Source organism: Mucilaginibacter sp. GW821-FHT07H05, assembly GCF_059418485.1.
In genome coordinates this window covers 392908-417665 of the sequence record NZ_JBWKPY010000002.1, presented here as the reverse complement: position 1 = coordinate 417665, position 24758 = coordinate 392908, and the positions used below count along the sequence as shown (strand labels likewise).

21 protein-coding genes are annotated in these 24758 nt (G+C 45.8%); 16 read left to right on the top strand and 5 right to left on the bottom strand.

Going from position 1 to position 24758, the window contains the following annotated elements; all coding sequences use genetic code 11:
* Positions 1–2 precede the first annotated feature (2 nt).
* Positions 3–2390, bottom strand: coding sequence for a TonB-dependent siderophore receptor (locus tag AC07M6_RS05895; RefSeq protein WP_494888011.1), 2388 nt, complete (start codon positions 2388–2390; stop codon positions 3–5).
* A gap of 732 nt (positions 2391–3122) precedes the next feature.
* Here AC07M6_RS05895 and AC07M6_RS05890 point away from each other — a divergent pair.
* From AC07M6_RS05890 to AC07M6_RS05835, 12 genes are all read left to right on the top strand, one after another.
* Positions 3123–3716 (top strand): outer membrane beta-barrel protein, encoded by a 594-nt coding sequence (locus tag AC07M6_RS05890; RefSeq protein ID WP_494888010.1) that lies wholly within the window; start codon positions 3123–3125, stop codon positions 3714–3716.
* Between the two features lie 114 nt (positions 3717–3830).
* Entirely contained in the window at positions 3831–4496 is a 666-nt protein-coding gene (pdeM, locus tag AC07M6_RS05885) for a ligase-associated DNA damage response endonuclease PdeM (protein WP_494888009.1), read from the top strand.
* A 185-nt stretch (positions 4497–4681) separates the two neighbouring features.
* Positions 4682–5461 carry a succinate dehydrogenase cytochrome b subunit gene (locus AC07M6_RS05880; RefSeq protein WP_494888007.1) on the top strand — a complete coding sequence of 260 codons (780 nt, stop codon included), beginning with the start codon at positions 4682–4684 and terminating at the stop codon, positions 5459–5461.
* Positions 5462–5494: 33 nt separating this feature from the next.
* Positions 5495–7429 (top strand): fumarate reductase/succinate dehydrogenase flavoprotein subunit, encoded by a 1935-nt coding sequence (locus AC07M6_RS05875; RefSeq protein ID WP_494888005.1) that lies wholly within the window; start codon positions 5495–5497, stop codon positions 7427–7429.
* Between the two features lie 85 nt (positions 7430–7514).
* On the top strand, positions 7515–7868 hold the full coding sequence (locus AC07M6_RS05870) for a four helix bundle protein (RefSeq protein ID WP_494888004.1): 354 nt from the start codon (positions 7515–7517) through the stop codon (positions 7866–7868).
* Between the two features lie 95 nt (positions 7869–7963).
* Positions 7964–8749, top strand: a complete 786-nt coding sequence (locus AC07M6_RS05865) for a succinate dehydrogenase/fumarate reductase iron-sulfur subunit (RefSeq protein WP_494888003.1) — start codon at positions 7964–7966, stop codon at positions 8747–8749.
* A 150-nt stretch (positions 8750–8899) separates the two neighbouring features.
* Positions 8900–10186: an MFS transporter gene (locus tag AC07M6_RS05860; protein WP_494888002.1), complete on the top strand. Its 1287-nt coding sequence runs from the start codon at positions 8900–8902 to the stop codon at positions 10184–10186.
* Between the two features lie 89 nt (positions 10187–10275).
* Positions 10276–11727 carry a sulfatase gene (locus AC07M6_RS05855; RefSeq protein WP_494888001.1) on the top strand — a complete coding sequence of 484 codons (1452 nt, stop codon included), beginning with the start codon at positions 10276–10278 and terminating at the stop codon, positions 11725–11727.
* 268 nt (positions 11728–11995) lie between these two features.
* On the top strand, positions 11996–12544 hold the full coding sequence (locus AC07M6_RS05850) for a helix-turn-helix domain-containing protein (RefSeq protein ID WP_494887999.1): 549 nt from the start codon (positions 11996–11998) through the stop codon (positions 12542–12544).
* Positions 12545–12680: 136 nt separating this feature from the next.
* Entirely contained in the window at positions 12681–14711 is a 2031-nt protein-coding gene (locus AC07M6_RS05845) for an ice-binding family protein (RefSeq protein ID WP_494887998.1), read from the top strand.
* Between the two features lie 86 nt (positions 14712–14797).
* Positions 14798–16747 carry an OmpA family protein gene (locus AC07M6_RS05840; protein ID WP_494887997.1) on the top strand — a complete coding sequence of 650 codons (1950 nt, stop codon included), beginning with the start codon at positions 14798–14800 and terminating at the stop codon, positions 16745–16747.
* Between the two features lie 190 nt (positions 16748–16937).
* Positions 16938–18266, top strand: a complete 1329-nt coding sequence (locus AC07M6_RS05835) for a glycoside hydrolase family 28 protein (RefSeq protein ID WP_494887995.1) — start codon at positions 16938–16940, stop codon at positions 18264–18266.
* Between the two features lie 176 nt (positions 18267–18442).
* On the opposite strand, the gene AC07M6_RS05830 is transcribed toward AC07M6_RS05835, so the two are convergent.
* Positions 18443–18778 carry a hypothetical protein gene (locus AC07M6_RS05830; protein WP_494887994.1) on the bottom strand — a complete coding sequence of 112 codons (336 nt, stop codon included), beginning with the start codon at positions 18776–18778 and terminating at the stop codon, positions 18443–18445.
* Between the two features lie 18 nt (positions 18779–18796).
* Complete coding sequence (locus AC07M6_RS05825) at positions 18797–19042, bottom strand: DUF3820 family protein (protein WP_494887993.1); 246 nt, start codon at positions 19040–19042, stop codon at positions 18797–18799.
* A 134-nt stretch (positions 19043–19176) separates the two neighbouring features.
* Between AC07M6_RS05825 and AC07M6_RS05820 the strand changes: the two genes are divergently transcribed.
* On the top strand, positions 19177–19857 hold the full coding sequence (locus tag AC07M6_RS05820) for a hypothetical protein (protein ID WP_494887992.1): 681 nt from the start codon (positions 19177–19179) through the stop codon (positions 19855–19857).
* An 83-nt stretch (positions 19858–19940) separates the two neighbouring features.
* On the opposite strand, the gene AC07M6_RS05815 is transcribed toward AC07M6_RS05820, so the two are convergent.
* Both AC07M6_RS05815 and AC07M6_RS05810 read right to left on the bottom strand, forming a co-directional pair.
* A complete protein-coding gene (locus tag AC07M6_RS05815) occupies positions 19941–20432 on the bottom strand; it encodes an SRPBCC family protein (protein WP_494887991.1) in 492 nt (163 codons plus the stop codon).
* A gap of 2 nt (positions 20433–20434) precedes the next feature.
* Positions 20435–20749: an ArsR/SmtB family transcription factor gene (locus tag AC07M6_RS05810; RefSeq protein ID WP_494887990.1), complete on the bottom strand. Its 315-nt coding sequence runs from the start codon at positions 20747–20749 to the stop codon at positions 20435–20437.
* A 119-nt stretch (positions 20750–20868) separates the two neighbouring features.
* On the opposite strand from AC07M6_RS05810, the gene AC07M6_RS05805 reads away from it, so the two are divergent.
* Genes AC07M6_RS05805 through AC07M6_RS05795 form a run of 3 tightly spaced genes read left to right on the top strand, consistent with a single transcriptional unit; the run spans position 20869 to position 24757 of the window.
* Positions 20869–22410 (top strand): TlpA family protein disulfide reductase, encoded by a 1542-nt coding sequence (locus AC07M6_RS05805; protein ID WP_494887989.1) that lies wholly within the window; start codon positions 20869–20871, stop codon positions 22408–22410.
* Entirely contained in the window at positions 22407–24065 is a 1659-nt protein-coding gene (locus tag AC07M6_RS05800; RefSeq protein ID WP_494887988.1) for a sensor histidine kinase, read from the top strand. Before AC07M6_RS05805 ends, AC07M6_RS05800 begins: the two co-directional genes overlap by 4 nt.
* Entirely contained in the window at positions 24062–24757 is a 696-nt protein-coding gene (locus tag AC07M6_RS05795; protein ID WP_494887987.1) for a response regulator transcription factor, read from the top strand. The genes AC07M6_RS05800 and AC07M6_RS05795 overlap by 4 nt, the downstream gene beginning before the upstream one ends.
* The last annotated feature ends 1 nt before the right edge of the window (position 24758 follow it).

The following is a 24758-nucleotide window of genomic DNA, read 5'->3' as shown; positions in this document are numbered from 1 at the left end:
GCTTAAAATTTGTAGGCAATGCTTAAGCGATAGTTGCGCGGCGCTTCCGCCTGCCAGTAGTAAGCGTTCAGGGATGAGTAGTACGAACCCGAATACAGGTATTTATCCAGGATGTTGAACACGTTGCCGGTAAGCTTTAACTGTTTGCCCTCCCAAAATAAACCGCCATCCATTTTAAAGTAGGCAGGCAGGCGCTGTAGTCCTACGCTCCAGGTATCGGTTTCGCGCCCGCCCAGGTAAGTAGCCCCGGCAGATATACCCGTGCCTTTTAACGCGCCATTCTGCAATTTGTAACCTAACCAGGCATTGGCCGTGTGTTTAGCATAACCCGGTACCACATCGCCTACCTTAACAATAGAGGCAGCATGTTCCCCCACCTTGCTCACCTTGGAATCGGTGAGCGCGTAGTTAGCGGTCAGGTTTAGGCCCGGCAACAGTTCGCCGCGTAAATCAAACTCAATACCTTTAGCTGTTTTTTGACCAAGTAAAAACGATACCGGGTTTTGCGGCGTGCTGCTTGGATCGGCCTGGGCCTCGTTATTTTTCAGGATGCGGTAAACCGATAAACTGGTGTTCCATTTACCTCCGGCCCAGTCTTTTTTGATACCAAACTCCAGGTTATTACCGGTTAGGGGTTTAACGGCGCCACCCTCAACCAGGCGGCCTGCCGATTGCGGGGTAAAAGCCTGATCGTACAAACCATATAGCGCGGTTTGCTCATCAACCGACACGCTTAAGCCCACGCGCGGGGTAAAGTGCTTTCCGGTTACATCGGTACCAAAGGCCGATTGTTTTACATAAGTATAGCGGCCGGCCAAAGTTAACCGTACTTTGTTATCAACAAAGCCCAGTACATCCTGTACATAAAGGCTGCTATAGGTTTGGTTAATAATACCGAAACCACCGGCAGCGCGCGCTTCCAGGTTAAGGCTGCGATCGAACATCGGGTAACCGTTAACTGGCACACCCAGGTTAGGGTTACCCGGATCGAACATGCTGGCTTTGGTATCTAAGGGGTGCGATTGGGCGTAATCGGCAAAATAATCTTTAGTGCCCATATCAATGCCTGCCAGTATGTTATGCTGTATACCGCCGGTAACGGCTTTACCATTTAAAAATGCCTGCGCCAGGGTCATCCCGCTTTTAGCTTCCCAAAGGCCAATGCTGCGGATATACTTGCCATCGCTGCCAACAGTATCCGCCCACATCGATGAGCCCAGCATGTTATATTTGTAGTAAGCGGCCTGGGCGGTCAGTTTCCAGTCGTTATTTAATTGGTGCTGCAGGTTAAGGGTAAAACTATGATCGCCAATATTGGTAGCGGGCAATCCAGCCGGTAAGGCGGTAAAATCGCGTGGCAGGGCAGCATAGCCTTTAGGACTGAATACATAAAATGAACCCACATCCGACATGTTAGCATGCTGATATACATATTCGGCCGTGATTTTGGTGGCGCTGTCTATCTGGTATGATAGTACCGGCGCAATGCTGTAACGGTTGTTAAACTCGTTAGCGCGGAAAGATCCTTTTTGCTGGCCGGCAACATTTAAGCGGTACAGCAGTTTGCCATCCTTACTTAATTTACCATCCAGGTCAAGGGTTGAACGGTACAGGCCAAAGCTGCCGGTGGTCAGGCTAAACTCGCCTTTGGTTTGCCCCGTAGGCTTTTTGGTAACTACATTGTATAAACCGCTTGGGTCGCCGTTGCCCAGCATAAACCCAGCCGGCCCTTTCACAAATTCGATATGATCAACAAAGCTCATGTCTTCGGTGAGCGGGCCCCAGTACGAGTTAACCACGTTAAAGCCGTTGCGGAAAGCCTGGATCTGCGAGCCGCGCATGGTAATGTTGGTGTACATATCGCCCCAATGCTCTAATCGTACGGCACCGCTTACATTGCGGATCAAGCCATCGCTCATGCTGATCACCTGCTGATCGGCCAGCGCCTGGGCGGTAACCACTTGTATGTTTTGCGGGATCTGCAGCAAGGGTTCGCTTAAGCGCAGACTTGGCGAAGGCTGGTCGACCTTGTATTTCTGTTTCCTACCGGATATGGCCACTTCGTTTAACTGGCTGGCATTTTGTTTCAGCACAAAATCAAGCACGGTAGTGGTACCGGCGGTTATGGTTACCTGTTTTTCTTCGGGGATCAACCCAATTGCAGATACTTTGATGGTATAGGTGCCGGGCCTGATTTTATTAAGCTGGTAATAGCCGGCGGCATTGGTAATGGTACCTAAACTGGTGGACTTGATGCCCACGCTCACCGCTTCGGCCGGTTGATTATCAGCGCTTTTGACAGTTCCCTTTAGGGTAGCGTAGCGCTGCGCGACAGCATTGGTGATGCTGAACAGGGTAATAGATAAGTAAAGTAAGGCTTTGATTTTCATAGTTGTTATTTAGACTAATTGTAAACAACGGCAAAAGTAAAGCTAAAATTGATTTACACAAACTTTATTTATAATTAGTCTAAATAATATGATGTGAATTATGGGATAAGCCAATAGCAGTTATTTAACAGGCCACTCCACTGGAGTTCCTTTTTTTAGCCTGATCCGCTACCAACAGGGTATCCTGCAGGCAATATTATTATTTAAGGAACCCCAGCGGGGTTTAAGCTTTGTAGAAAAGGAATGTGTGTGTTCTTCAGCGCCGTCAGGTGCTGCACTCAGGTTGTGTACCTGACGGCACACGATTGTTGTTTCTGTATTTGCTACAAAGCTTTTGCTCCTAATGGAGCAAGGACTTCTTAAATAATGACATTGCCCTGCGGGATTGTAATTAGATCATAGCTCCATAGGAGCGGCATGTTGGTAGCAAAATGCACAAGACACAGCGTTGAGCCCCGTCGGGGCGACCTGTAAGTTAGCCAAATATTCCGAAATACTGTCTTTTTTCCGGTGCTGAAAGTTTAATCACCGCTCTAAAAAACCGCATTTGCATGACAGAAAAGGCATTTATTTACAATATGCTGACTTTAATACCAAATCGGTCAAAAATTATCTTTCTGTTAATCAATTGATTAAATACTCCTGACATTTGGATGAAAAAACGTAAGGAACTTATGCATTTACTTTGCCTTGTCTTTTAAAAACAAAGACATTAATCTAATACATAATATCATGAAAAGTTTAAAAATTACAGCCTTAGCATTCGCGCTTGCCGCAATCACCTTTGGCGCAAACGCACAAACAAAATCAACAACTACCCCAACTGGTCCACGTTTAAGTATTGGTGCTGATGCTGGCATCCCAACCGGAAGCCTGAGCGATGGCTACAACTGGAACCTTGGTGGTTCGGCACAGTTAGAATTGCCTGTTGCCAAGCAATTATTTGTTACGGTAAATGCCGGTTACAACAACATCTTCGGTAAAAAGGATGTAACCATTGGCACCATTGGCGGCACTGCTGTTAAAGGCGATGTGCAAAACATTCAGTTATTGCCGGTAAAAGCAGGTTTAAAGTATTTTGTAGCCAACAATATCTACGTACAGGGTGAAGCCGGTGCCGGATTTTTGCTGAACAAAAAAGATTTAGGTTACACTAAATCAACCGCATTTATCTATGCGCCGCAGGTAGGTATACTGTTGCCGCTTACCGCCAGCAGCAACCTTGATCTGGGTGTACGTTACGAAGGTTCAACCAAATACACAGCTTACGATGGATCAACCATTAACTTTGTAGGCCTGCGTGTTGCTTATTCCTTCAACTTATAATCAAATTTACCAACCTTTGAAAAACAGGAAGGCGGCCCCGGTGGGCCGTCTTTTTTTGTTACAGGTCTTTCCGGTTTTTACACTCCTTCATCTTCCTTATCTTTGCCTTCAATCATGACGATGACAACCGGCGGGATGGAAATAGAATTACTCAACCAGCACCTTTTACTACTGCCTCAAAAGGCTATTTACTGGAAAGAAGAAAAGGCCCTGATTGCCGCCGATGTGCATTTAGGCAAAGTTGGGCATTTCCGTAAAGCGGGAATAGCCGTACCGCGCGATATGGAGCAGGATGACCTGGCCGTATTATCTGACCTGATCCATGAGCACCGCCCCGAAAAGATCCTGTTTTTAGGCGACCTGTTCCATAGCGATATGAATAACGATTGGGATTGGTTTGCCTTATGGCGAAAGCACTTCCCAAAAATACAGATCGTCCTGATCAAGGGCAACCACGATATCATCCACGACGGGCATTACCTGGACCTGAATGTGGAACTGCATCAGAGTTTATTAATAGGTCCCTTCCTGATGCTGCACCACCCGCAAAGCCAAACCGCACTGGAACAAGCCGCAGGTTATGTGTTTTGCGGCCACATCCATCCGGGTGTGAGTTTAAGCGGGCGGGCGCGGCAAAGTATTACCCTGCCCTGCTTTGCTTTTGGCGGTAAACAGGTGATATTGCCATCGTTCGGGAAGTTTACGGGCAAGGTAGCCATGCAACACAGCCGGCATGATCGGATTTTTGGCGTGCTAAAAGATAAAGTGATCGCTATTTAAGCCGGAAAAACGCGATTATTTATGATTAAAAATATATTTATTGGCAAATTCGCCCAAAAAATGGCTTAAATAACCATATTTATTTTAGAATGTTTCTAAATAGACAATAATCTGACAATAGGTGCAAACCGTTTCTATCTTTCGGCTTATTATAAATAATTTTGCGCCAATAAAACTGACTATTCATGAGTGAATTTAAAGAAACCTTTAACTCATCGCTGGGCAAAAAGCTAATAATGTCTTTAACAGGCTTGTTTTTGTGTACATTTTTAATTGTGCATCTGGGCGGTAACCTGCAGCTTTTCCAAAACGATGAGGGATACGCGTTTAATGTGTATGCCAATTTCCTTACGCATTTCCCGCCAATTGAGGTGGTAGCTTACATTTTGTACGCCTGCATTATTGTACATGCTGTTTACGCGTTAGTCCTTACCCTTAAAAACCGTAAGGCCCGCCCGGTAAAATATGCATCGGTAAACAAATCACCAGCATCATGGTCATCTAAAAACATGGGGCTGCTGGGATCAATCCTGTTCCTGTTTATTGTGATCCACATGGGCGATTTTTGGCGTAAGTACAAATACACCGATACCGTAGGTTTTAAGGAGTACCGCACCAACGTACTAACCAACGAGCGTACCGTGACTGATTTTGTGCCAACATCGAAAGACTTTGAGCATTCGTTCACCACCGAGAATGATACCGAGATAGTACGTGTAAAAGATCTGCACACAACTGTAGCTATCAGCTTTAGCTGCTGGTGGTATGTAGTATTGTATGTTGTGGCTATGGGGGCCTTGTCGTTCCACTTGCTGCACGGTTTCCAAAGCGCGTTCCGCAGCTTAGGCTGGACGCACCGCAAGTATACCCCGATAGTGGAGTTTATTGGTACCTGGTTCTTCGCGGTGATTGTTCCATTAGGATTTGCCGCCATGCCGGTTGTTTATTTTTTCATGAATAAGTAAGCTTTTAGCTTATCTACATAAAATAGAAAAGAAATGAGTTTAGATGGTAAAGTGCCCGAAGGCCCATTAGCCGAAAAATGGAGCAAGCATAAGTTTAACCTTAAACTGGTTAACCCTGCCAATAAGCGTAAATACGATGTTATTGTAGTAGGTACCGGTTTAGCAGGTGCATCAGCAGCGGCATCACTGGCCGAGCTGGGTTATAATGTTAAGGCTTTCTGTTTCCAGGATAGCCCGCGCCGCGCGCACTCTATTGCCGCGCAGGGTGGTATTAACGCCGCTAAAAACTATCAGAATGATGGCGATAGCGTGTTCCGCTTATTTTATGATACGATTAAAGGTGGTGACTACCGTGCCCGCGAGGGTAACGTTTACCGCCTGGCCGAAGTTTCGGTAAATATTATTGATCAGTGCGTAGCCCAGGGTGTTCCCTTTGCGCGCGAATACGGCGGCTTGCTGGATAACCGCTCGTTCGGTGGTTCGCAAGTATCGCGTACGTTTTACGCACGCGGCCAAACCGGGCAGCAATTATTATTAGGCGCTTACTCGGCTTTAAACCGCCAGATCCACGCCGGCAAGGTAAAAATGTATACCCGGCATGAAATGCTGGATGTGGTTGTGGTTGATGGCCAGGCCAAAGGTATTGTTACCCGCAACATGATCACCGGCGCTATTGATACCCATGCAGGCCATGCGGTATTATTATGTACAGGCGGTTACGGTAACGTGTTCTATTTGTCTACAAATGCCATCGGCTCAAACGTAACGGCAGCATGGCGCGCGCATAAACGCGGTGCTTACTTTGCCAACCCTTGCTATACGCAAATTCACCCAACCTGTATCCCGGTAACGGGCGATCATCAATCAAAGCTTACGCTGATGTCGGAATCGCTGCGTAACGATGGCAGGGTTTGGGCGCCGAAATCGGTAGAGATAGCACAGAAACTACAAAAAAAGGAAATGACGGCCGACCAGGTAAAAGAGGAAGACCGCGATTACTTCCTTGAACGTAAATACCCGGCCTTTGGTAACCTTGTTCCGCGCGACGTGGCCTCACGTAACGCAAAGGAAATGGCCGATGAAGGTAAAGGCGTTGGCGCATCGGGTTTAGCCGTATACCTCGACTTTGCCGACGCGATAAAACGTTTAGGTGAAGACACCGTAAAGGCCAAATACGGTAACCTGTTTGATATGTACATCCAGATCACCGACGAAAACCCGTACAAACAACCCATGCGCATTTACCCGGCGGTACATTATACCATGGGCGGCCTTTGGGTTGATTATAACCTGAGTACATCTATCCCCGGCTTATACGCTTTGGGCGAATGTAATTTCAGCGATCACGGCGCTAACCGCTTAGGCGCTTCGGCGTTGATGCAGGGTTTATCTGATGGTTACTTTGTGATCCCTTATACCCTTGGCGATTACCTGGCTAAAATTGGTCCGGCTAAAGTTGATACCAGCCACCCCGCGTTTGCAAAAACCAAGCAGGATGTGGTTGACCATGTAAACAAGCTGATATCGTTAAAAGGCACTAAAACCACCAACGAGTATCACCGCGACCTGGGCCACATCATGTGGGAATATTGCGGCATGGCCCGTACAGAGGAAGGCCTGAAAAAAGCGAAGGCCCTGATACAGGAATTAAAAGCCGACTTCTGGAAAAACGCCATTATTGTTGGCAAAAACGAAGAAGTTAACGCATCGTTAGAGCGTGGCGGCCGCGTAGCCGACTTTATTGAACTGGGCGAACTGATGGTAGACGACGCGCTGATGCGCCGCGAATCATGCGGTGGCCACTTCAGGTTGGAATCGCAAACACCGGACGGCGAGGCATTGCGCGATGACGAAAACTTCGCCTTTGTTGCAGCCTGGGAGTTTATGGGCGAAAATCAACCTGAAAAGCTGAATAAAGAAGAACTGAAATTTGAAGCTGTGCATTTGTCGCAGCGTAATTACGCTTAATTAGATGTGAGATATTAGATGTGAGATTTGAGACAGCTTCGTCCTATTTCTCAAATCTCAAATCTCACGTCTCAATATTAAAGAGATGCATAATTTAAAGGAATTAAAGATTTGGAACAAGGCTATTGATTTAGCAGTTGATGTTTATAAAGCAACTTCAACATTCCCTGCTGATGAACGATTTGGCTTAATAAGTCAATCTCGCCGTTCGGCTGTGTCAATCCCTTCAAATATTGCAGAGGGCGCTGGTAGAAATTCTAATAAAGAGTTTACACATTTTTTAGGCATAGCTAACGGCTCATCCTATGAATTACAAACCCAGTTAGTGATATCTAATAAATTAGCTTTATTGGATAATAGCTTGATGGATGATTTATTAAAACAAATTGATGAATTGCAAAAAATGAATTATGCATTTCAGCAAAGGTTAAAAAGTTAGATATTAAATAGGATGCGATATTTAGGTACGACACAGAGGAAACAGCAAGTCTTCTGTCTCACATCTCAAATCTCACGTCTCAAATCTCAAAAACAATGAGTGGAAATATGAACCTGACGCTTAAAGTATGGCGTCAAAAAGATGCGAACAGCGAAGGCAAAATGGTAACCTATCCGGCTAAGGATATCTCGCCTGACATGTCGTTCCTGGAAATGCTTGATGTGGTTAACGAAGGCCTGATCCATCAGGGTACCGAGCCGATCCATTTCGACCATGATTGCCGCGAAGGTATTTGCGGGATGTGCTCGCTGTATATCAACGGCCGTCCGCACGGGCCAAAAAGGGCTATCACCACCTGCCAGCTGCACATGCGCAGCTTTAAGGATGGCGAAACCATTACCATTGAACCATGGCGCGCGGCTGCCTTCCCGGTTATTAAGGATCTGGCGGTAGACCGTTCGGCGTTCGACCGTATCCAGCAGGCGGGCGGCTATATCTCCGTTAATACCGGCGGTGTGCCCGATGCTAATGATACCCTGATCCCTAAAGTTATTGCCGACGAGGCCTTTAACTCAGCCACCTGCATTGGTTGCGGCGCTTGCGTGGCAGCCTGTAAAAATGCATCGGCCATGCTGTTTGTATCAGCTAAGATCACCCAGTTAGGCTTATTACCGCAAGGCCAGCCCGAGCGTTACCGCCGTGCCCAAAGCATGGTAGCCCAAATGGACGAAGAAGGCTTTGGCAACTGTACCAATACCGGCGCCTGCGAAGCAGAATGCCCTAAAGAGATCAGTCTGACCAATATCTCCCGCATGAATAATGATTTCCTAAGCGCCAAATTGTTCAGGGAAGAGGAAGTTCATCATAGCGGTGGTAATTGATCTGTATAGATAATTGAGCAACAGGAAAGGCTGAGCGTTATGCTTGGCCTTTTTGTTTGTATGCGCTATCCGGGAGCGGCAATTTTGGATAATAATCCTTAATATTGGTTATCAATCATATTCCTCACATAAAAATACCACAATCGCCTGATGAACAATACTACCAATGCCGTAAACCCTGTAAGGCGGATACTTGCAGCCAGCCTGATCGGTACTACTATTGAGTTTTTCGACTTTTATATTTATGCCACGGCGGCGGTACTCGTATTTCCACGATTGTTCTTCCCCGCCGGCGATCCGGCTTCGGCTACGCTGCAATCATTGGCTACATTTGCCCTTGCCTTTTTTGCCCGCCCCCTTGGCGCGGCGCTGTTTGGCCACTTCGGCGATAGGAAGGGCCGCAAGGCCACGCTGGTGGCCGCGCTGATGACCATGGGGCCATCAACCGTAGCTATTGGTTTGTTGCCCGGCTACCAGTCTATCGGGATAGCCGCGCCCATTCTTTTAGCTATTTTTCGTTTCGGGCAGGGCCTTGGTCTTGGCGGCGAGTGGGGCGGCGCTGTGCTGCTGGCTACCGAGAACGCGCCTCCGGGTAAAAAAGCCTGGTATGGCATGTTCCCACAATTGGGCGCGCCTATCGGGTTTTTAGCATCGAGCGCTATATTTTTTATATTAAGCAAAACACTGACGGATGCACAGTTCATTAGCTTTGGCTGGCGCATCCCCTTTATTGCCAGCGCGTTGTTAGTTTGGGTAGGCTTGTACGTTCGGTTAAAAATTACCGAGACGCCCGATTTTGTTAAGATAGTAGAGAATAACACCCGTGTAAAACTGCCGGTTATTGATGTATTTGTTAAACATACCAAAGCTATTGTATTAGGTACGGTGGCCACCATTACAACCTTCCTGCTGTTTTATTTAATGACGGTGTTTACCTTAAGCTGGGGTACAACGGCCCTGCATTATTCGCGCACCAGTTTTTTGGTAGCACAAATGATCTCGGTACTGTTTTTTGGCCTGGGCATCCCTATATCAGCTGTTTTGGCAGATAAATATGGTCGCTCAAAAATGTTGCTATCGGCTACGGCAGGGATTTTTATATTCGGCTTGTTCTTTTCGCCTTTCTTCAGTACAGGTAGCTGGGCCATTACCGCTATATTCCTGCTAACGGGTATGTTTTTAATGGGGCTTACGTATGGGCCCATCGGTACAGCGCTTGCGGGTATTTTTCCTGCTGCTGTAAGATACACTGGCGCATCACTGGCATTCACCCTTGCGGGGATATTGGGCGCATCCTTAACCCCGGCGCTGGCCACCAAACTGGCCACAAATTATGGACTGGCTTATGTGGGTTATTACCTTTCGTTTGCGGCGGCTATTACTTTTTTGGCGCTGTGGGCGGCAAGGGGATCCATGCGGGAGGATACGTCCAAATAATTTAGTTTCTCTGTGCCGGCACACATGATTGTACAGGATAGTTATTGCTGCGATACTTTCTAACTTCAATCTTACTAACCAGTAAAAACATGATGAAGAAAGCAGCCTGTATCCTGATGCTGCTGAGCGCTGTTTCCGTATTAACGGCAGTGGCCCAGCAACGCGGCACACCTAAAAAAAAGTACAATGTACTGTTCCTGATCTCGGACGATCTTCGCCCTGAAATTGGCTGTTATACCGCCGACGGCATTAAAACCCCTAATATTGATAAAATAGCTGCCCGGGCTTTACGCTTTGATAATGCCTATGCCCAATATCCGGTGTGTAATTGTTCACGCGCTTCGCTACTAACCGGGCGTTATCCTACACAAACCGGGGTAATGGATAACAATACTTATTTCCGCAGGATCCACCCCGATTGGGTTACGCTGCCGCAATATTTTATGAATAACGGTTACGTGACACTACGCAGCGGCAAAATATTTCATGGCGGTATTGATGATATGGTATCGTGGACGGAAGGCGGCGAACCTACCAACCCAGCTATAACCGAACGCGGGAACCGGCCGGCAAATGGCACGGCAGCAAGGCCAAGGCCGGTTGAAGTGGAGGGCAACGGCTCGGCATCGGCTAATTCCTCTTCCGACCGTATTATTACCCTGGATGGCGATGGCGAAACGCATGGCGATTACCATACCGCAACCCGCGCTATAGCCATGATGGAAAAATATAAGGATAAGCCGTTTTTCCTGGCGGTTGGTTTTGTAAAACCCCATAGCCCGCCAACGGCACCCAAAAAGTTCTTCGACTTGTACGATATTACCAAAATACCGCTGCCGGTTGATTACGGCCCGGTGCCTAAAGCGCCCGAAGGCTTCCCGCCGATCTCTATCGCCCCAACAAACAGCGACTTATTTATTGGCCGTCCGTCTACCCCCGAAACCGCCCGTGAAATGAAACGCGCGTACTGGGCATCTACCAGTTTTATGGACGAACAGTTGGGCCGCGTGATGGACGCGCTAAAGAAAAACCACCTGGAAGATAATACCATTGTGGTTTTCTTCGGAGATCACGGCTACCATCTGGGCGAAAAAGGAAAATGGAGCAAAGGCTATTCGCTGTACGAGATCGGCTTGCGTGTACCCTTGCTGATAGCCGTTCCTAATGCAAAAGCGCAGCATACAACGCAAATAGTACAATTGCTGGATCTTTACCCCACCCTGGCCGAATTATGCGGCTTGCCCAAACCTCCCGACCAGGAAGGGCATACGCTGGTACCTATACTGAAGAAACCAACCACCAACCGCAATCTGCCATCGTACGCGGTGGTGGATTACAGGGGCAAGACCGGTAAATCCGTCCGTACCAAACGCTGGCATTATGTAGAATGGGAAGAGGGGCAGGATGGCGCGATGCTTTTTGAACACCCCAAAGATTCACTTGAACTGAAAAACCTGGCCAATGACCCGGCATATGCCAGCCAGGTGCAGGATATGAAAGCCTTGCTTAAACTGATGCCGGATACAAGGATCAGGAAATAAAGCAATGGTTTTGCAATAAGCAGGCTATTTTAGTTATTTGACTAAAATAGTCTGCTATACTAATCAATTAAGCTATTTAATTGCCCCGCAATTAAATTCCTCAACCTGCAATATCTAATTATAGCTACCGGTTAATTAACAGGGTATAAGGTACAATAGGCTTATTGCAGGCAACCGCCCTGTATTATAGGCTTAAATTCAACACTTTCCTTAAAAACGTTAAACGGGCTTTTAAGATGGGGCACTTGTTTTGCGTATGTAGGTTATAATGGTAATACGTATAAAAAACATGGTTTGCCTGCGCTGCCAAATGGTGGTTAAGGCCGAACTGGAAAAATTGGGCTTGTTTTGTACATCGGTAGAGGTTGGCCGGGTGGAAACCTTAGGCCTTGTTTCGGTTGACCAAATGCAGCATTTAAAAATAGCCCTGTATAATGCCGGGTTAGAATTAATGGATGGCAAGAAGAATATTTTGGTTGAAAAGATCAAAACTGTTATTCATGATATGGTCAATTATTCCGATCATCCTTTAAAAACCAATTTCTCGGTCTATTTAAGCTCAATGCTGAAACTGGATTACACCTACCTGGCTAACATTTTTTCGGAAGTACAGGGTATTACGATAGAGCATTTTATTATTATGAATAAAATACGCCGGGTAAAAGAGTTGCTCTGCTGCGACGATCTTACGCTGACCGAAATTTCCTGGAAAATGCACTATAGCAGCGTGGCACATTTATCAACTCAATTTAAAAAGGTCACCGGCATTACCCCCACCCACTTTAAACACATGGATTGCAATCGCTCTGCTGCCTAAAATGTGTGAATTATAGAACTTATTTAAATAATAGTGTAACGCCCAGCCCAGGTATGTAGGGTAGGTTTGTAACATTCCTGAATTCCGACCCAATACGAACCAGGATGTTAATTCACTAATATTTAAATAACTATCTATGTTAAAAAAATCTACCCAGACACTGAATGGTACCCAGGTGCGTAAAAGCAGGGGCTATTCTAAAATATTCAATGCCACGTGGTCAATGGTATTAATCCTGATGGCATTAGCTATAGGATGTAAAAAAGACACTTTTATTGCTGTACAGGGCGTTTGCCCTTTAGTTGCTACCGACCCGATGGATAAAGCGGTTGATGTGGTATTACCTAAAGTAATTACCGCTACGTTTAATACCCCAATGGATGCGGCAACCATTACCAAAACAACATTTACAGTTAGCCAAAACGGCACGCTTATTTCGGGAACGGTAGCCCCTACGGCTAACGAAGCAGTATATACTTTCACACCCGATGTTCCCCTTTCTCCTTTTGTGGTTTATACAGGCACCGTTACCACCGGCGCTGCTGATAAATTCCATACCGCTTTAGTAAGCAATTACAGCTGGACATTTACTTCCATTCCGCAAGTAACACTTACATCAGCGCCGGCAGCAGGCGGTACCACTACAGGTACCGGTACATTTGCGCAAGGCTCGGTAGCATCCATAACGGCCACGCCAAATACTGGTTTTGTATTTACCAATTGGACAGAGAATACTACCGTAGTTTCAACCAGTTCAAGTTATCAGTTCACCGTTGCAGGCAACCGTACATTGGTGGCCAACTTTACGGCGGTGGTAACTGGCAATTTCGCAGTTGTATTGTCAGCGGCCCCGGTTGCCGGCGGCACAACAAGCGGCGGCGGCTCGTTCAGCTCTGGGTCAATCGTTACTACAACGGCCACCCCGGCTACAGGCTACACCTTTGTTAACTGGACGGATAACGGCACAGCTGTTTCAACCAGTTCAAGCTATCAGTTCACTTTAACAGGTAACCGTGCATTGGTGGCTAACTTTAAGGTAATACCGGCATCTCAGGTGGCTTTGGTATTATCATCAAACCCGGCAGCAGGTGGTTCAACAATCGGCTCGGGTTCGTTTACAGTCGGTACGTCGGTAACTGCAACCGCAACGCCAAATACCGGTTATACCTTTACCAGTTGGACCGAAAACGGTACTGTTGTATCTAACAGCGCGGCTTATGTTTTCACATTAAACGCTAACCGTACATTAGTAGCCAACTTTACAGCTATAACATTCACATTAACTGTAACTGCCGTAAATGGCACAGTTGTTAAAAACCCTAATCAGGCTACCTATAACAGCGGCAGCACGGTACAGCTTACTGCTACACCAAATCCGGGTTATACTTTCGCATCATGGAGTGTTGATGCCATCGGCTCAACCAATCCGCTAACGGTTACCATGAATGCCAATAAAAATATTACGGCAAACTTTACCCTTAACCCGGCTATTGGCCCGGGTGTGGTAAACCTTGGTTTGGCTGGTAACTATAATATGCTGACTAAAACAGGCATATCTACCACTGGCGTAACATCCATACAAGGCGATTTGGGTGTTAGTCCGGCTGCAGCAACCGCTATAACAGGTTTCGGCCTGATCATGGATGCATCGGGCCAGTTCTCGCGCACACCAATAGTAACCGGCAAAGTTTACGCGGCTGATTATGCAGCACCAACTCCAAACAACCTGACAGTTGCTGTAAACAATATGGAAACCGCTTACACTACAGCAAACGGATTGGTAACCCCGGCCCCAATTGTTGACGTATTTGCCGGCAATATCAGCGGCAGGATATTGGCACCGGGCCTTTACAAATGGAGCACGGGCGTGTTAATATCTAACGCAGGTGTTACCCTTACGGGCGGGCCAAATGATACCTGGGTATTCCAGATAGCGCAGGACCTGACAGTTAACAACGCAGCCAATATTACCTTACTGGGCGGCGCGCAAGCTAAAAACATTGTTTGGGTAGTAGCCGGGCAAGCCACGCTTGGGTCGAATGTTGATTTCAGCGGGATTATCCTGAGTAAAACACTCATCTCGGTAAATACCAACAGCAAGGTTACCGGCAGGTTATTAGCGCAAACAGCAGTTACGCTAAACGCCGATACCATTGTATTGCCATAATCGGCAACAATAACCTATAAAAACCTGGTCCCCAAAAAGGGGATCAGGTTTATCCAAACAACAGTTTCAATTTAAAAGACATCAATATGTTACATACTTATAAAACAATACAAAGGCTTATCATTTGTTCGGTGATATTAGTCCTGATCAACACCACACTTCAAGCTCAAAACACGCCGCCCACCTGGTGGTTCGGTGTATCGGGCGCAGCCAATTTCAATTTTTACGATGGTACAACCCAGCGGTTAAATAATTCGCTGATCGTCCCTACTGCTTTCCACAAGGGCCGCGGTGTGCGCCCTTACGGATCTGTCCTGGTAGAATACCGCCCAGCCGGCATATTAGGCGGCATGTTAAATGTAGGCTACAATGGCAGCGGCGCAAAGTTTAACGATGAGATGGCACCCTGCAATTGCCCGGCATTGCTGAGCACCAATACCAGCTATATTTCGGTAGAGCCGGCGTTACGCTTAGGCGTACCAAAATCGGGCCTGTTCTTTTTTGCCGGGCCGAGCATTGATTTTAACCTGACCCGCGGTTTTAAATATCAGCAGTTAAAACAACCCGATACCCAGGCTGAACTAAGCGAGATGCGTAACGTACTGGTATCGGGCCAGGTTGGCGCCGGTTATGATATTAATATCTCATCGCCAAAAAGCACAACGCAGGTTAACCTGTCGCCTTTTGTTTCTTTTCATCCATACTTTGGCCGTTCGCCACGTAATATCGAAAGCTGGTCTATTACCACCGTTAGGGCCGGTATAGCGCTTAAATTTGGTAAAGCCCATAAAGCCGCTGTTGCACCTGTAGCTGCCGCCCCGGTTGTTGCACTTGCCGATCGTGAGGTAATGTTCTCGGTTCGCGGGCCTAAAACGGTGCCGGTAAAACGCCAGGTAAGCGAAACTTTACCTTTGCTTAATTCGGTATTTTTTGATGAAGGATCGGTAAATATCCCTAACCGCTACGTTTTATTAAACAGCGGCCAGGCTGCTGCCTTTACGGAAACAGAGCTGCAAAAAGAATCGAATCAAAACATGCCGGGCCGCTCAGCCCGTCAGCTTAATGTGTACCATAACATCCTGAATGTATTAGGAGATCGTTTGCGGGCTAACCCGTCATCGACTATCACCTTAACCGGTTCATCATCTACAGGCAATGCCGATGGTAAGGCTTATGCCGAATCGGTAAAAAATTACCTGGTAAGCGTGTTTGGCATTAACGCTGCCCGTATTAACACCAGCGCCCGTACCAAGCCATTACATCCGTCAGAGCAACCCGGCGGTAATAAAGAGCTGGTTTTATTACGTACCGAAGATACCCGTGTTGATATCAGCAGCACATCTGCCGAATTATTGGCCGAAGTTGGCGGCGGTATGATGAAGCCGGTAAAAATTATGGCTACACAAATTAATCCTTTAGATAGCCATGTGATATTTAATGTTGATGGCGCTAAAGATCTGCTGCAAAGCTGGTCTATCAATATTACCGACAGCCGGGGTATGGTACAGCATTACGGCCCTTATACCAGCGATATGGAAAGCGTACCGGGTGCAGCTATATTAGGTAACAGCCCAACCGGCGATTACAAGGTAACCTTATTGGAAACCACTAAAAAAGGCGCATTAATTCAAAAAGAGAGCACTATCCATTTGGTAAAACAGGATAACAATATTCCGCAGGGTTTACGCTATAGCATTGTGTTTGATTTTGATAAAGCGCAAACTATCGAATCGTATAACCAATTCCTGGCTAATGTGGTGGCACCACAAATTGCCGATGGTTCAACAGTGATCATCCACGGCCATACTGATGTGATCGGTACCGAAGATTACAACCAAAAACTATCTGACAGCAGGGCTAAACAAACCCAGGCAGTTATTGAACGGGCATTAAAAGCATCGGGCAAAAACAATGTGAGGTTTGAAACATTGGGCTTTGGCGAAGAAGACAGCCACTCGCCTTTTGAAAATGGCCTGCCTGAAGAGCGTTTTTACAACAGGACGGTTATTATTGATATGATACCCATGAGTAAATAACGGGTATCCCGTACAATTAACTTTAAAGCCCTCAATCGAAAGATTGGGGGCTTTTTTATGGAGAATGCTTTATACTGCTTCAGCATTGTTACACTGAACCATAGCCATATCAGGAAAGACCAGTAAGGTTGTTTTAAAAGAAATATAGTATGTTAGCCCTTACAATTATTGACCTGTTAAAACATCTTACATGAAAAATAAATTATCGATAGCCATGCTGTTGTTTTCGCCGTTGCTGGTAACGCCCCAGTTTGCCGGTGCTATGAAAAAAATGCGTGCGCCGTCTGCTGTTAATGCTGCCGAAAAACGATACAATATTGCCGAGAACGGTGCTGTTGGCGATGGTAAAACACTCAACACCACGGCCATACAGGCCATTATTGATAAGGCTGCACAAAAAGGCGGGACTGTGGTAATACCGAAGGGTGTGTTTGTATCAGGATCGCTTTTTATTAAACCGAAAGTTAATATTGAGTTTCTGGAAGGTTCGGTACTGAAGGGCTCGACCAATATTGAGGACTATCCTAAAATGATGACCCGCATAGAGGGCCACTTTGAGCCATGGCGCGCGGCCTTGCTGAATGCCGATAAAGTAGACCACCTGCGCATTACAGGCAAAGGCACCCTTGATGGCAGCGGAAAGCCGTTTTGGTTAGAGTTCTACAGTCGCCGTACGGCCAATCCTAAAACCACTAACCTAAATGTAGAGCGTCCGCGCTTAACTTTCATCCAAAACTGTAAGGATGTGAAGATAGACGGCATTGCCTACACCAATTCGGGCTTTTGGAACCTGCATATTTACCGCTGCCAAAAGGTGTTGGTAAATAACTGCCGCTTTGTAGCCCCGGATGGCCGTGTACCTGATGATCATGCCCCAAGTTCGGACGGGATTGATGTGGATAGCTCGCAGGATCTGGAGATCAGCAATTGTTTTTTTTCGGTAGGGGATGATGATATCGCGCTGAAGGGATCGAAAGGCCCCTTTGCCAGGGATGATAAAGACAGCCCGCCGGTAGAGCGCATCTATATTCACGATTGTATATTTGAAGCCGGAGGTGGTATTATGACCTGCGGCAGTGAGGCAACCATTGTACGTGATGTACGCATTGAGCGCTGTATTACCCGTAAACCCACGGTGATCCAGTTAAAACTACGCCCGGACACCCCGCAACAATACGAGAACATCAGCATCAGCGATATCACCATGGAGAATGGCGGCGCCATATTTAAGATAGCCCCGTGGAGCCAGTATTTTGATTTGAAAGGCCAGGAGCCGCCAAAATCGTTGGTTCGTAATATTAAGATCTCGAACGTTAAAGGCACCGGCGGATCGATCGGCAGGATTGCCGGCAACCCCTTAACCACCTTTGGCGATATCACCTTAAAGGATGTTAACCTGACCTTAAAAAGCAAAGAGTTTGACAGGGGTAGTCTGGAAGGCCTAAAATTTGAAAACGTAGTGGTAAATGGAGAGCTGGTGGTATTGCCGCCGGCAACACCTGCGCCCGTGAAGCAATAACAGCCCTATTTTCAGGGTTAACACTCTTTGGCCCCTGGATATAGGTAATGCATTGATAATGAATTATTTAGATCAATAATTCATTCGAATTATGTTAAGTTATGTTAACCCAATTTAATGATGATTTTAAAGCCTTCGGTTAAAACCGGGGGCTTTTATATTTCAATCCGTTATGATCAAACTTCAAGCGTCTGCGTTTTCTCTGTAACCTTCTTCCATATGGTAAAGGCGCCGTAGATAAACATCAGGCCAATAAATATATAAACCCAAACAGAGATATTACGGCCGGCTATTACCAGGTAAAGATAGGGGATGCTAAAACTCATGCAGGCAAACAGCAGAGGCACAAGGAATGGCTTTTTTGCCCGTATGTTTTTAAGTACCCAACCAAGGAATGTAAAAAAGCACAGCTTGCTAACTAAATACAGGCTGCCAAGCAGCAAAGGGTCAACCTCGTGCTTTTCGCCCAAGCCAATAATCCAGTCTTTTAGTATGGTTAAATAGTCTGCCATTATTGCAAGGTATGCATATTATTTCCCGTTTTGCTGAACTGATCTTTTTATCCTGTACAATATTTCGCTCAGCCCATTGGTTTTGATCTCGAAAACGGTGGACAGCATCATGCCCAGCTTATCTTTGGTAAAACCCTTTCCGGCCATCCACTCCAGGTAGCTGACAGGGATATCGGCTATTATTGTGCCCTTATATTTGCCATAAGGCATCCGTGTTTGCACACTATCTATTAAAACTTTAGGATCGGGCTGTAAGTTTTCCACGGGGCAATTTAGTAATTAAAGTGCGGTATATCGCCGGTTTAACTACCTGGGGATGGCACCATATGTAAGAAAATTCGGAATACCCTGTCGCACTTTTAATATCAGCTGCGTATAGCTATTTAAACCACTATCTTATGAAATACCTATCCATCCTTTTACTCGTTTTAGTAACCTTTTCGGCTTGCCAAAAGCAGCAAGTAGACCCGGACATTATTATCGAACCCCCTTATGAGAAGCTCATTTCGCGCGATACGCTGAAAACCGGGCAGTTATGGGGCATCACCATTGGCCAGTCGAGCGCCGATATTTATGCAAAGATCAAGGAAATACAAGCCGACAAGCATATCGATTATTTGGGCGTAGTAAGCAATGTATTTACCAGCCTGGAAAGTATTAACGGCAAAATACCATTATACCAATCAGTTTTTTTAGATGAGAGCCGGGGCACAAGCACGGGTATCCAAATTTCCTTTGCAGAGGATAAAGTGAAAGCGATATTTATAAACGATGGGACTTCATTAGGCAAGTGGCCGTTAAACGCAGCAGCCAATGCCACCATCGCTATTAACGATCCGGTAGCGGATGTTTACCAAAAGCTGGTTAATATTAAAAATATCAGCGCGTATGCAAATAAGTTTGAGCGCATTTCCATCTTTTCAAAGTATGTTAGTAAGGCATACGACCCTGGCATGAGCGCTTCGCCGCAATGGTATTTCAGCACATCTATAAGTGATAAAAGACACATAAATGTCGATCTTAACTTCAGCAATGGCAAACTGGTTTCTATTTACTCCAGTGTATTTGAAACCCTGTAGTCAGATGTAGGCCATACTAAATACTTCCGCAACGGGCCGTTTAATCGTGACCATTGCGGAAGTTGTGTTGACTGACAATGCTGTTACGCGCTTAAGTAATCGTCCAAATTATCCAGTCCGGCGGTGAAGCCTTCCTTAAAGCCCATTTGCAAAATGGTATCCATATCGGCTTCCTTATCAAAAGTGATTTCGATGTTTACGGTACTTTCACCATTGTTTTCGCTAAACTCCTTTTTCCAGTGCATTATCGGGAAATCCCGGTTTTGATGGGCCTGCTCATCACAAAATGCAACGCTGTTAGTAATACGCTTAAGCAGTTCAATGGTCTCATAATTTTCAATACACCAGGAACCATCGCCTGCAGGGCCCATCATAAAGTATTGCCAGAAGCCACCTTCCCTAAAATCCATTGTTTTGGTTACGGCCTTGTAGGGTTTTGGCGCCCACCATTGGTCAAGGATCTCGCTTTCGGTCCAGGCCTTCCACACACGGTCTAACGCCGCATCGAAAGTTCTTACTACACTCAGTTTTTTGTTTGCGGTGTCTTTAGTAAAGACGGTTTCTCTTTTACTCATGATTATTTATCTTTTTGGTTTTTCAACAGATCGTCCAGTTGGCTAAAACGTGTTTCCCATAGGGCGCGGAATTGCTCCATCCATATATCTACTTCTTTCATTTTTTGAGGATTAAAATGGTAATGTAACTCGCGGCCGCTTTGTTTGGGCTGTACCAACTGGCACTCGTTCAATATCTGGATGTGTTTAGATATGGCCTGCCTGCTGCTATCAAAGTGCTCGGCAATGGCATTTGGCGTCATGGCCTGCAGTGCAAGCAAACTTAATATCGCCCTGCGGGTGGGGTCGGCAATGGCCTGGAATACGTCTCGTCTCATATATTTGCAACCGTTTGATTGCAAATATAAACGCAACCGTTCAATTGCGCAAATTTATTTTCAAATATTTCATACAACCGCAGGCTACCCAATGTTAACGTACCTGAATACGTTTTTTAATGGCAGCAGATCTCGATAGGTTTGAGGTATCAATTCAAACTATCATGCAAAAAATTAAACTACTTCTTGCTGCTTTACTTGTCTTAACAAGCATCTGCGCTATGGCGCAAATTAGTCCGTTTACATTGCCGCCGGACAGTATCCATATTAGCGGAAAAGTCATTGGCTTTAAAGCCGCTGAGGGCGATAATTTTGTGAAAATTACAATCAATAACCTAACCGGCGAAACCAAACGCGTGGCCTTCCAGGTAAAAGCCGATGGAACCTACGATGCAACTATCTACCAGGCCTTTGCCGGTGATATCGGGTTTAACTATAGCGATGCCTATCTTAGTATTTATGCAGAACCCGGAAAGCATTTAGTGCTTAATATTATCCATGATAAATTGGGGCGCAGCACCGGTTATAAAGATGCTTTTGTGGCCGAAGGTGATTTAGCCGCGATCAATAGCATCATGCTCAGTTTTCAAGCCGCATTTGATCTGCATAACTTTCAACACAAAGCGGATATTGGCGACAAGAACCAGGCAGATACACTTTTTGCCGCGCGCAGAAAAGCACAGCTAAATGAGGAACTGGATTTTCTAAATGGTTTTATCAAACAATCAGGTATACGGAACAAGGTATTTGAAAACTGGCAGCGCAACCAGTTCATCTATGCCGCCGCGCATGAAATGCTATTCTTCCCCTTTTTCGGGAAGCTGAATAAAACCATTAATCACAATCAACTACTAACCCTGATCAGGCAAATACCTATCAATAATATCGCGGCTACGGCTAATTCAGCCTGGTATCAGTTTCTCCGTTCATTATCTTCGGGAATCGAGATCATTGTCAATATTAACCCGGCTTATGATAGTCTGCGTAAGCAAAATGGTTATAATCCGGTCCCTTTATATTTAGATAAAATAGACCAGGTAGCAAACGGCCTGTCTAAGCAAATACTTTACTATAACATTTACCGCCCGCAGTATCATCCCGACGATATAACCCGGCTTGCCGGGCGATACAACACGGTGATAAAGGATGAGTATCTTAAAACACTATTTGATAAAAAGACAATAGCTGCTACTGCCGGCTTTGCGGCTTACAGTATTGCAGAGAAGCTTAAATCATCAAAAGTAAGTCCGGAATTAAAAGCCCGCCTGATTGCTTTGTTTGAAAAAGAGAAGGGCAACAATTTATACCTCGATTTTTGGGGCGACTGGTGCGGCCCCTGTATGATGGAAATGCCCAACTACCCTAAGCTAATAGCAGCCTTGGATGGCAAGCCTCTTAAGTTTATATTTATGACCACGTATACCACTACCCAAAGCATGCTGGCCATAAAAAACAAGTATGATATTAAGGCCGAATTTATTAACCTTAACAAAGATGAAGTGGCTATTATGAATAACGTGCTCAGTTTCCATAGTTACCCATCGCACTTTATGGTGAATAAGCAAGGCATGGTGGTGAGTAATGCCATGGGCAGCATCAGCAACCAGGCCGGGCTGGGAGCGGTAACCGATAAATTAAACCATTTATTGCAAGTAAAATGAGCCTGGTCAATCAACCCATCAAAAAACAGATCAGGATATTGACTATCCTGGCCTGCTTAGCCATTGCCGGCATTTTAACCCTGCAAGGCTTGTGGCTTTTTAACAGCTACAAAATTAGCAAACAGCAAACCGAAGCGGATATACAAAAAGCATTTGAGGAAGGTATACTGGAATACAAAGCCCTAAAGGCGGATACAGTACGTGCTCTCTTAAAAAAGGTGCTCCGTTGGGATAAGGACTATCATTACACCATTTTCGACTATTCCCTGGGCCTGCAGGTTGGTTTCCGCGACCGTAACCATGCTTATATTGATTATCCCATCAGTGCTGCAGATACCGCCGCTCTTGCTAAAGACCCATTTGCTGTTGTGCTGGCCAAAATCAATTCACTCTCGCTTGATGAGTTACATCCGCTATATGGAAGCCTTGTTGGAGGTAGGGACTATCCGCCAAAGTCAATACAAGATAGTTTGCAAAATCAATTAATGCTGCAATATGAAAATCTGTATAAAGATACCGCCGTTGTAAAGCGCGTACTTAAAAATACTTTTATGCGTCACAGGATGCGCTTTGAAGGTAATGTACGCTATTATCCCAATGTAAATTATATCTATCAACCGGCTAAGTCCAAAACTAAACCACCGGCAGCGACAGGCACCTTCAGGGTTGTAGAAGAACGAATTGTATCGGTTACACCCAACGAAAAATCGCTGCCTGCAAAGTTGCAGGAACTAAGTGATCATGTTAAAAAACTAAACGACTCAAAGGATAGTTCGTATGTTGCCCGGCTGCTGTTTTATAATATGAACGATATTTTTATGGGTAAAACACCGGTGCTGTTGCTTTCGCTAAAAGCTCCCGGCGCCTATATCCTTAAAAGGATGCTGATTAGCATTGTTGGTTCGTTATTACTCATGCTGTTCCTGGGATTTTGCATCATCTATATGCTTAGGCTTATCCTGCGTCAAAAAAAAGTGTCAGATATTAAGAATGATTTTATCAGCAATATCTCGCACGAGTTAAAAACCCCTATTGCTACCGCGCTGGCGGCCGTGCAGGGCATGCGCTATTTCGATATTCAAAAAGATCCCGCTAAAGCCGGGCAATATTTAGATACCGCCACTGCCGAATTACAGCGCCTATCGTTAATGGCCGGCAAAATACTCAATAGTTCTGTTTTTGAAAGCAGCGCGTTTACGGTTAATCCCGCGCAGTTTAATTTAAAGGAAATGATAGAACAGATCATCGCGGGCCAGCAACTAACACAACCCGAAAACACTATTTTTACATTAGCCTACACCGCTAAAGAACTGGCAAGTGCCGATAAAACTTATTTGTACCAGGCCATCAATAATTTGGTTGATAACGCCGTAAAATATGCCGGCAACGCGCCAAACATCCGTGTAGATTGTGTTGATGTATCGGGTGGGGTCCAAATCAGCATTGCAGATAATGGCCCCGGCATTGCAAAAGAACATCAGAAGCATATTTTCGATAAGTTTTTCAGGGCACCGCAGGCCGATGGGCACCGGGTTAAGGGGCATGGTTTGGGTTTAAATTATGTAAAAGCGATTATAGAGAAGCATAATGGTACGGTTACTTTAACTAAATCGGATAACAACGGCAGCACTTTCACTATCTTTTTACCGCAATGAGTAAGGCACGCAAAATACTACTGGTAGAAGATGAAACCGCTCTTGGATTGATCATTAAAGATGTGCTGGAAAGTCAAGGCTTCGGCGTGCATTATGTGAGCGATGGTGATGCGGCCTACGCGGCCTATCTTGCCGAAAAGCCCAACCTTTTAATATTAGATGTAATGCTGCCCGGCGAAAGCGGCCTGGCTATAGCACAGCGAATACGGGTGGAGGATAAACAGACGCCTATTATATTCCTGACCGCTCGATCTATGCCGCAGGATGTATTGGATGGTTTTGAATCGGGCGGGAACGATTATTTAAAGAAGCCCTTTGATATGGACGAACTGGTGGTGAGGGTAAAGGTGCTGCTTAATCAAAACCGCTTGCTCGAACATACACCAACAGGTTTAGCAGGTACAGTAGAAATAGGCGAATACCAGTATGACGTGATGCGATTGATCCTAACGCACCAGGGCATCAGCAGGCAATTAACAGCCCGCGAAGGGGAAGCACTGAAAGTTTTATATCAATATAGGAACAAGTTGTTAACCCGTAAGGACTTTTTAATGCAGGTTTGGGGCGACGATGATTTTTTCAGCTCGCGCAGTTTGGATGTTTATATCTCACGCCTGCGCAAATATTTCAGGAGCGACCCAATGGTACAGATCATTAACCACCGGGGCTTCGGCTACAAGCTGATCTGTTAAG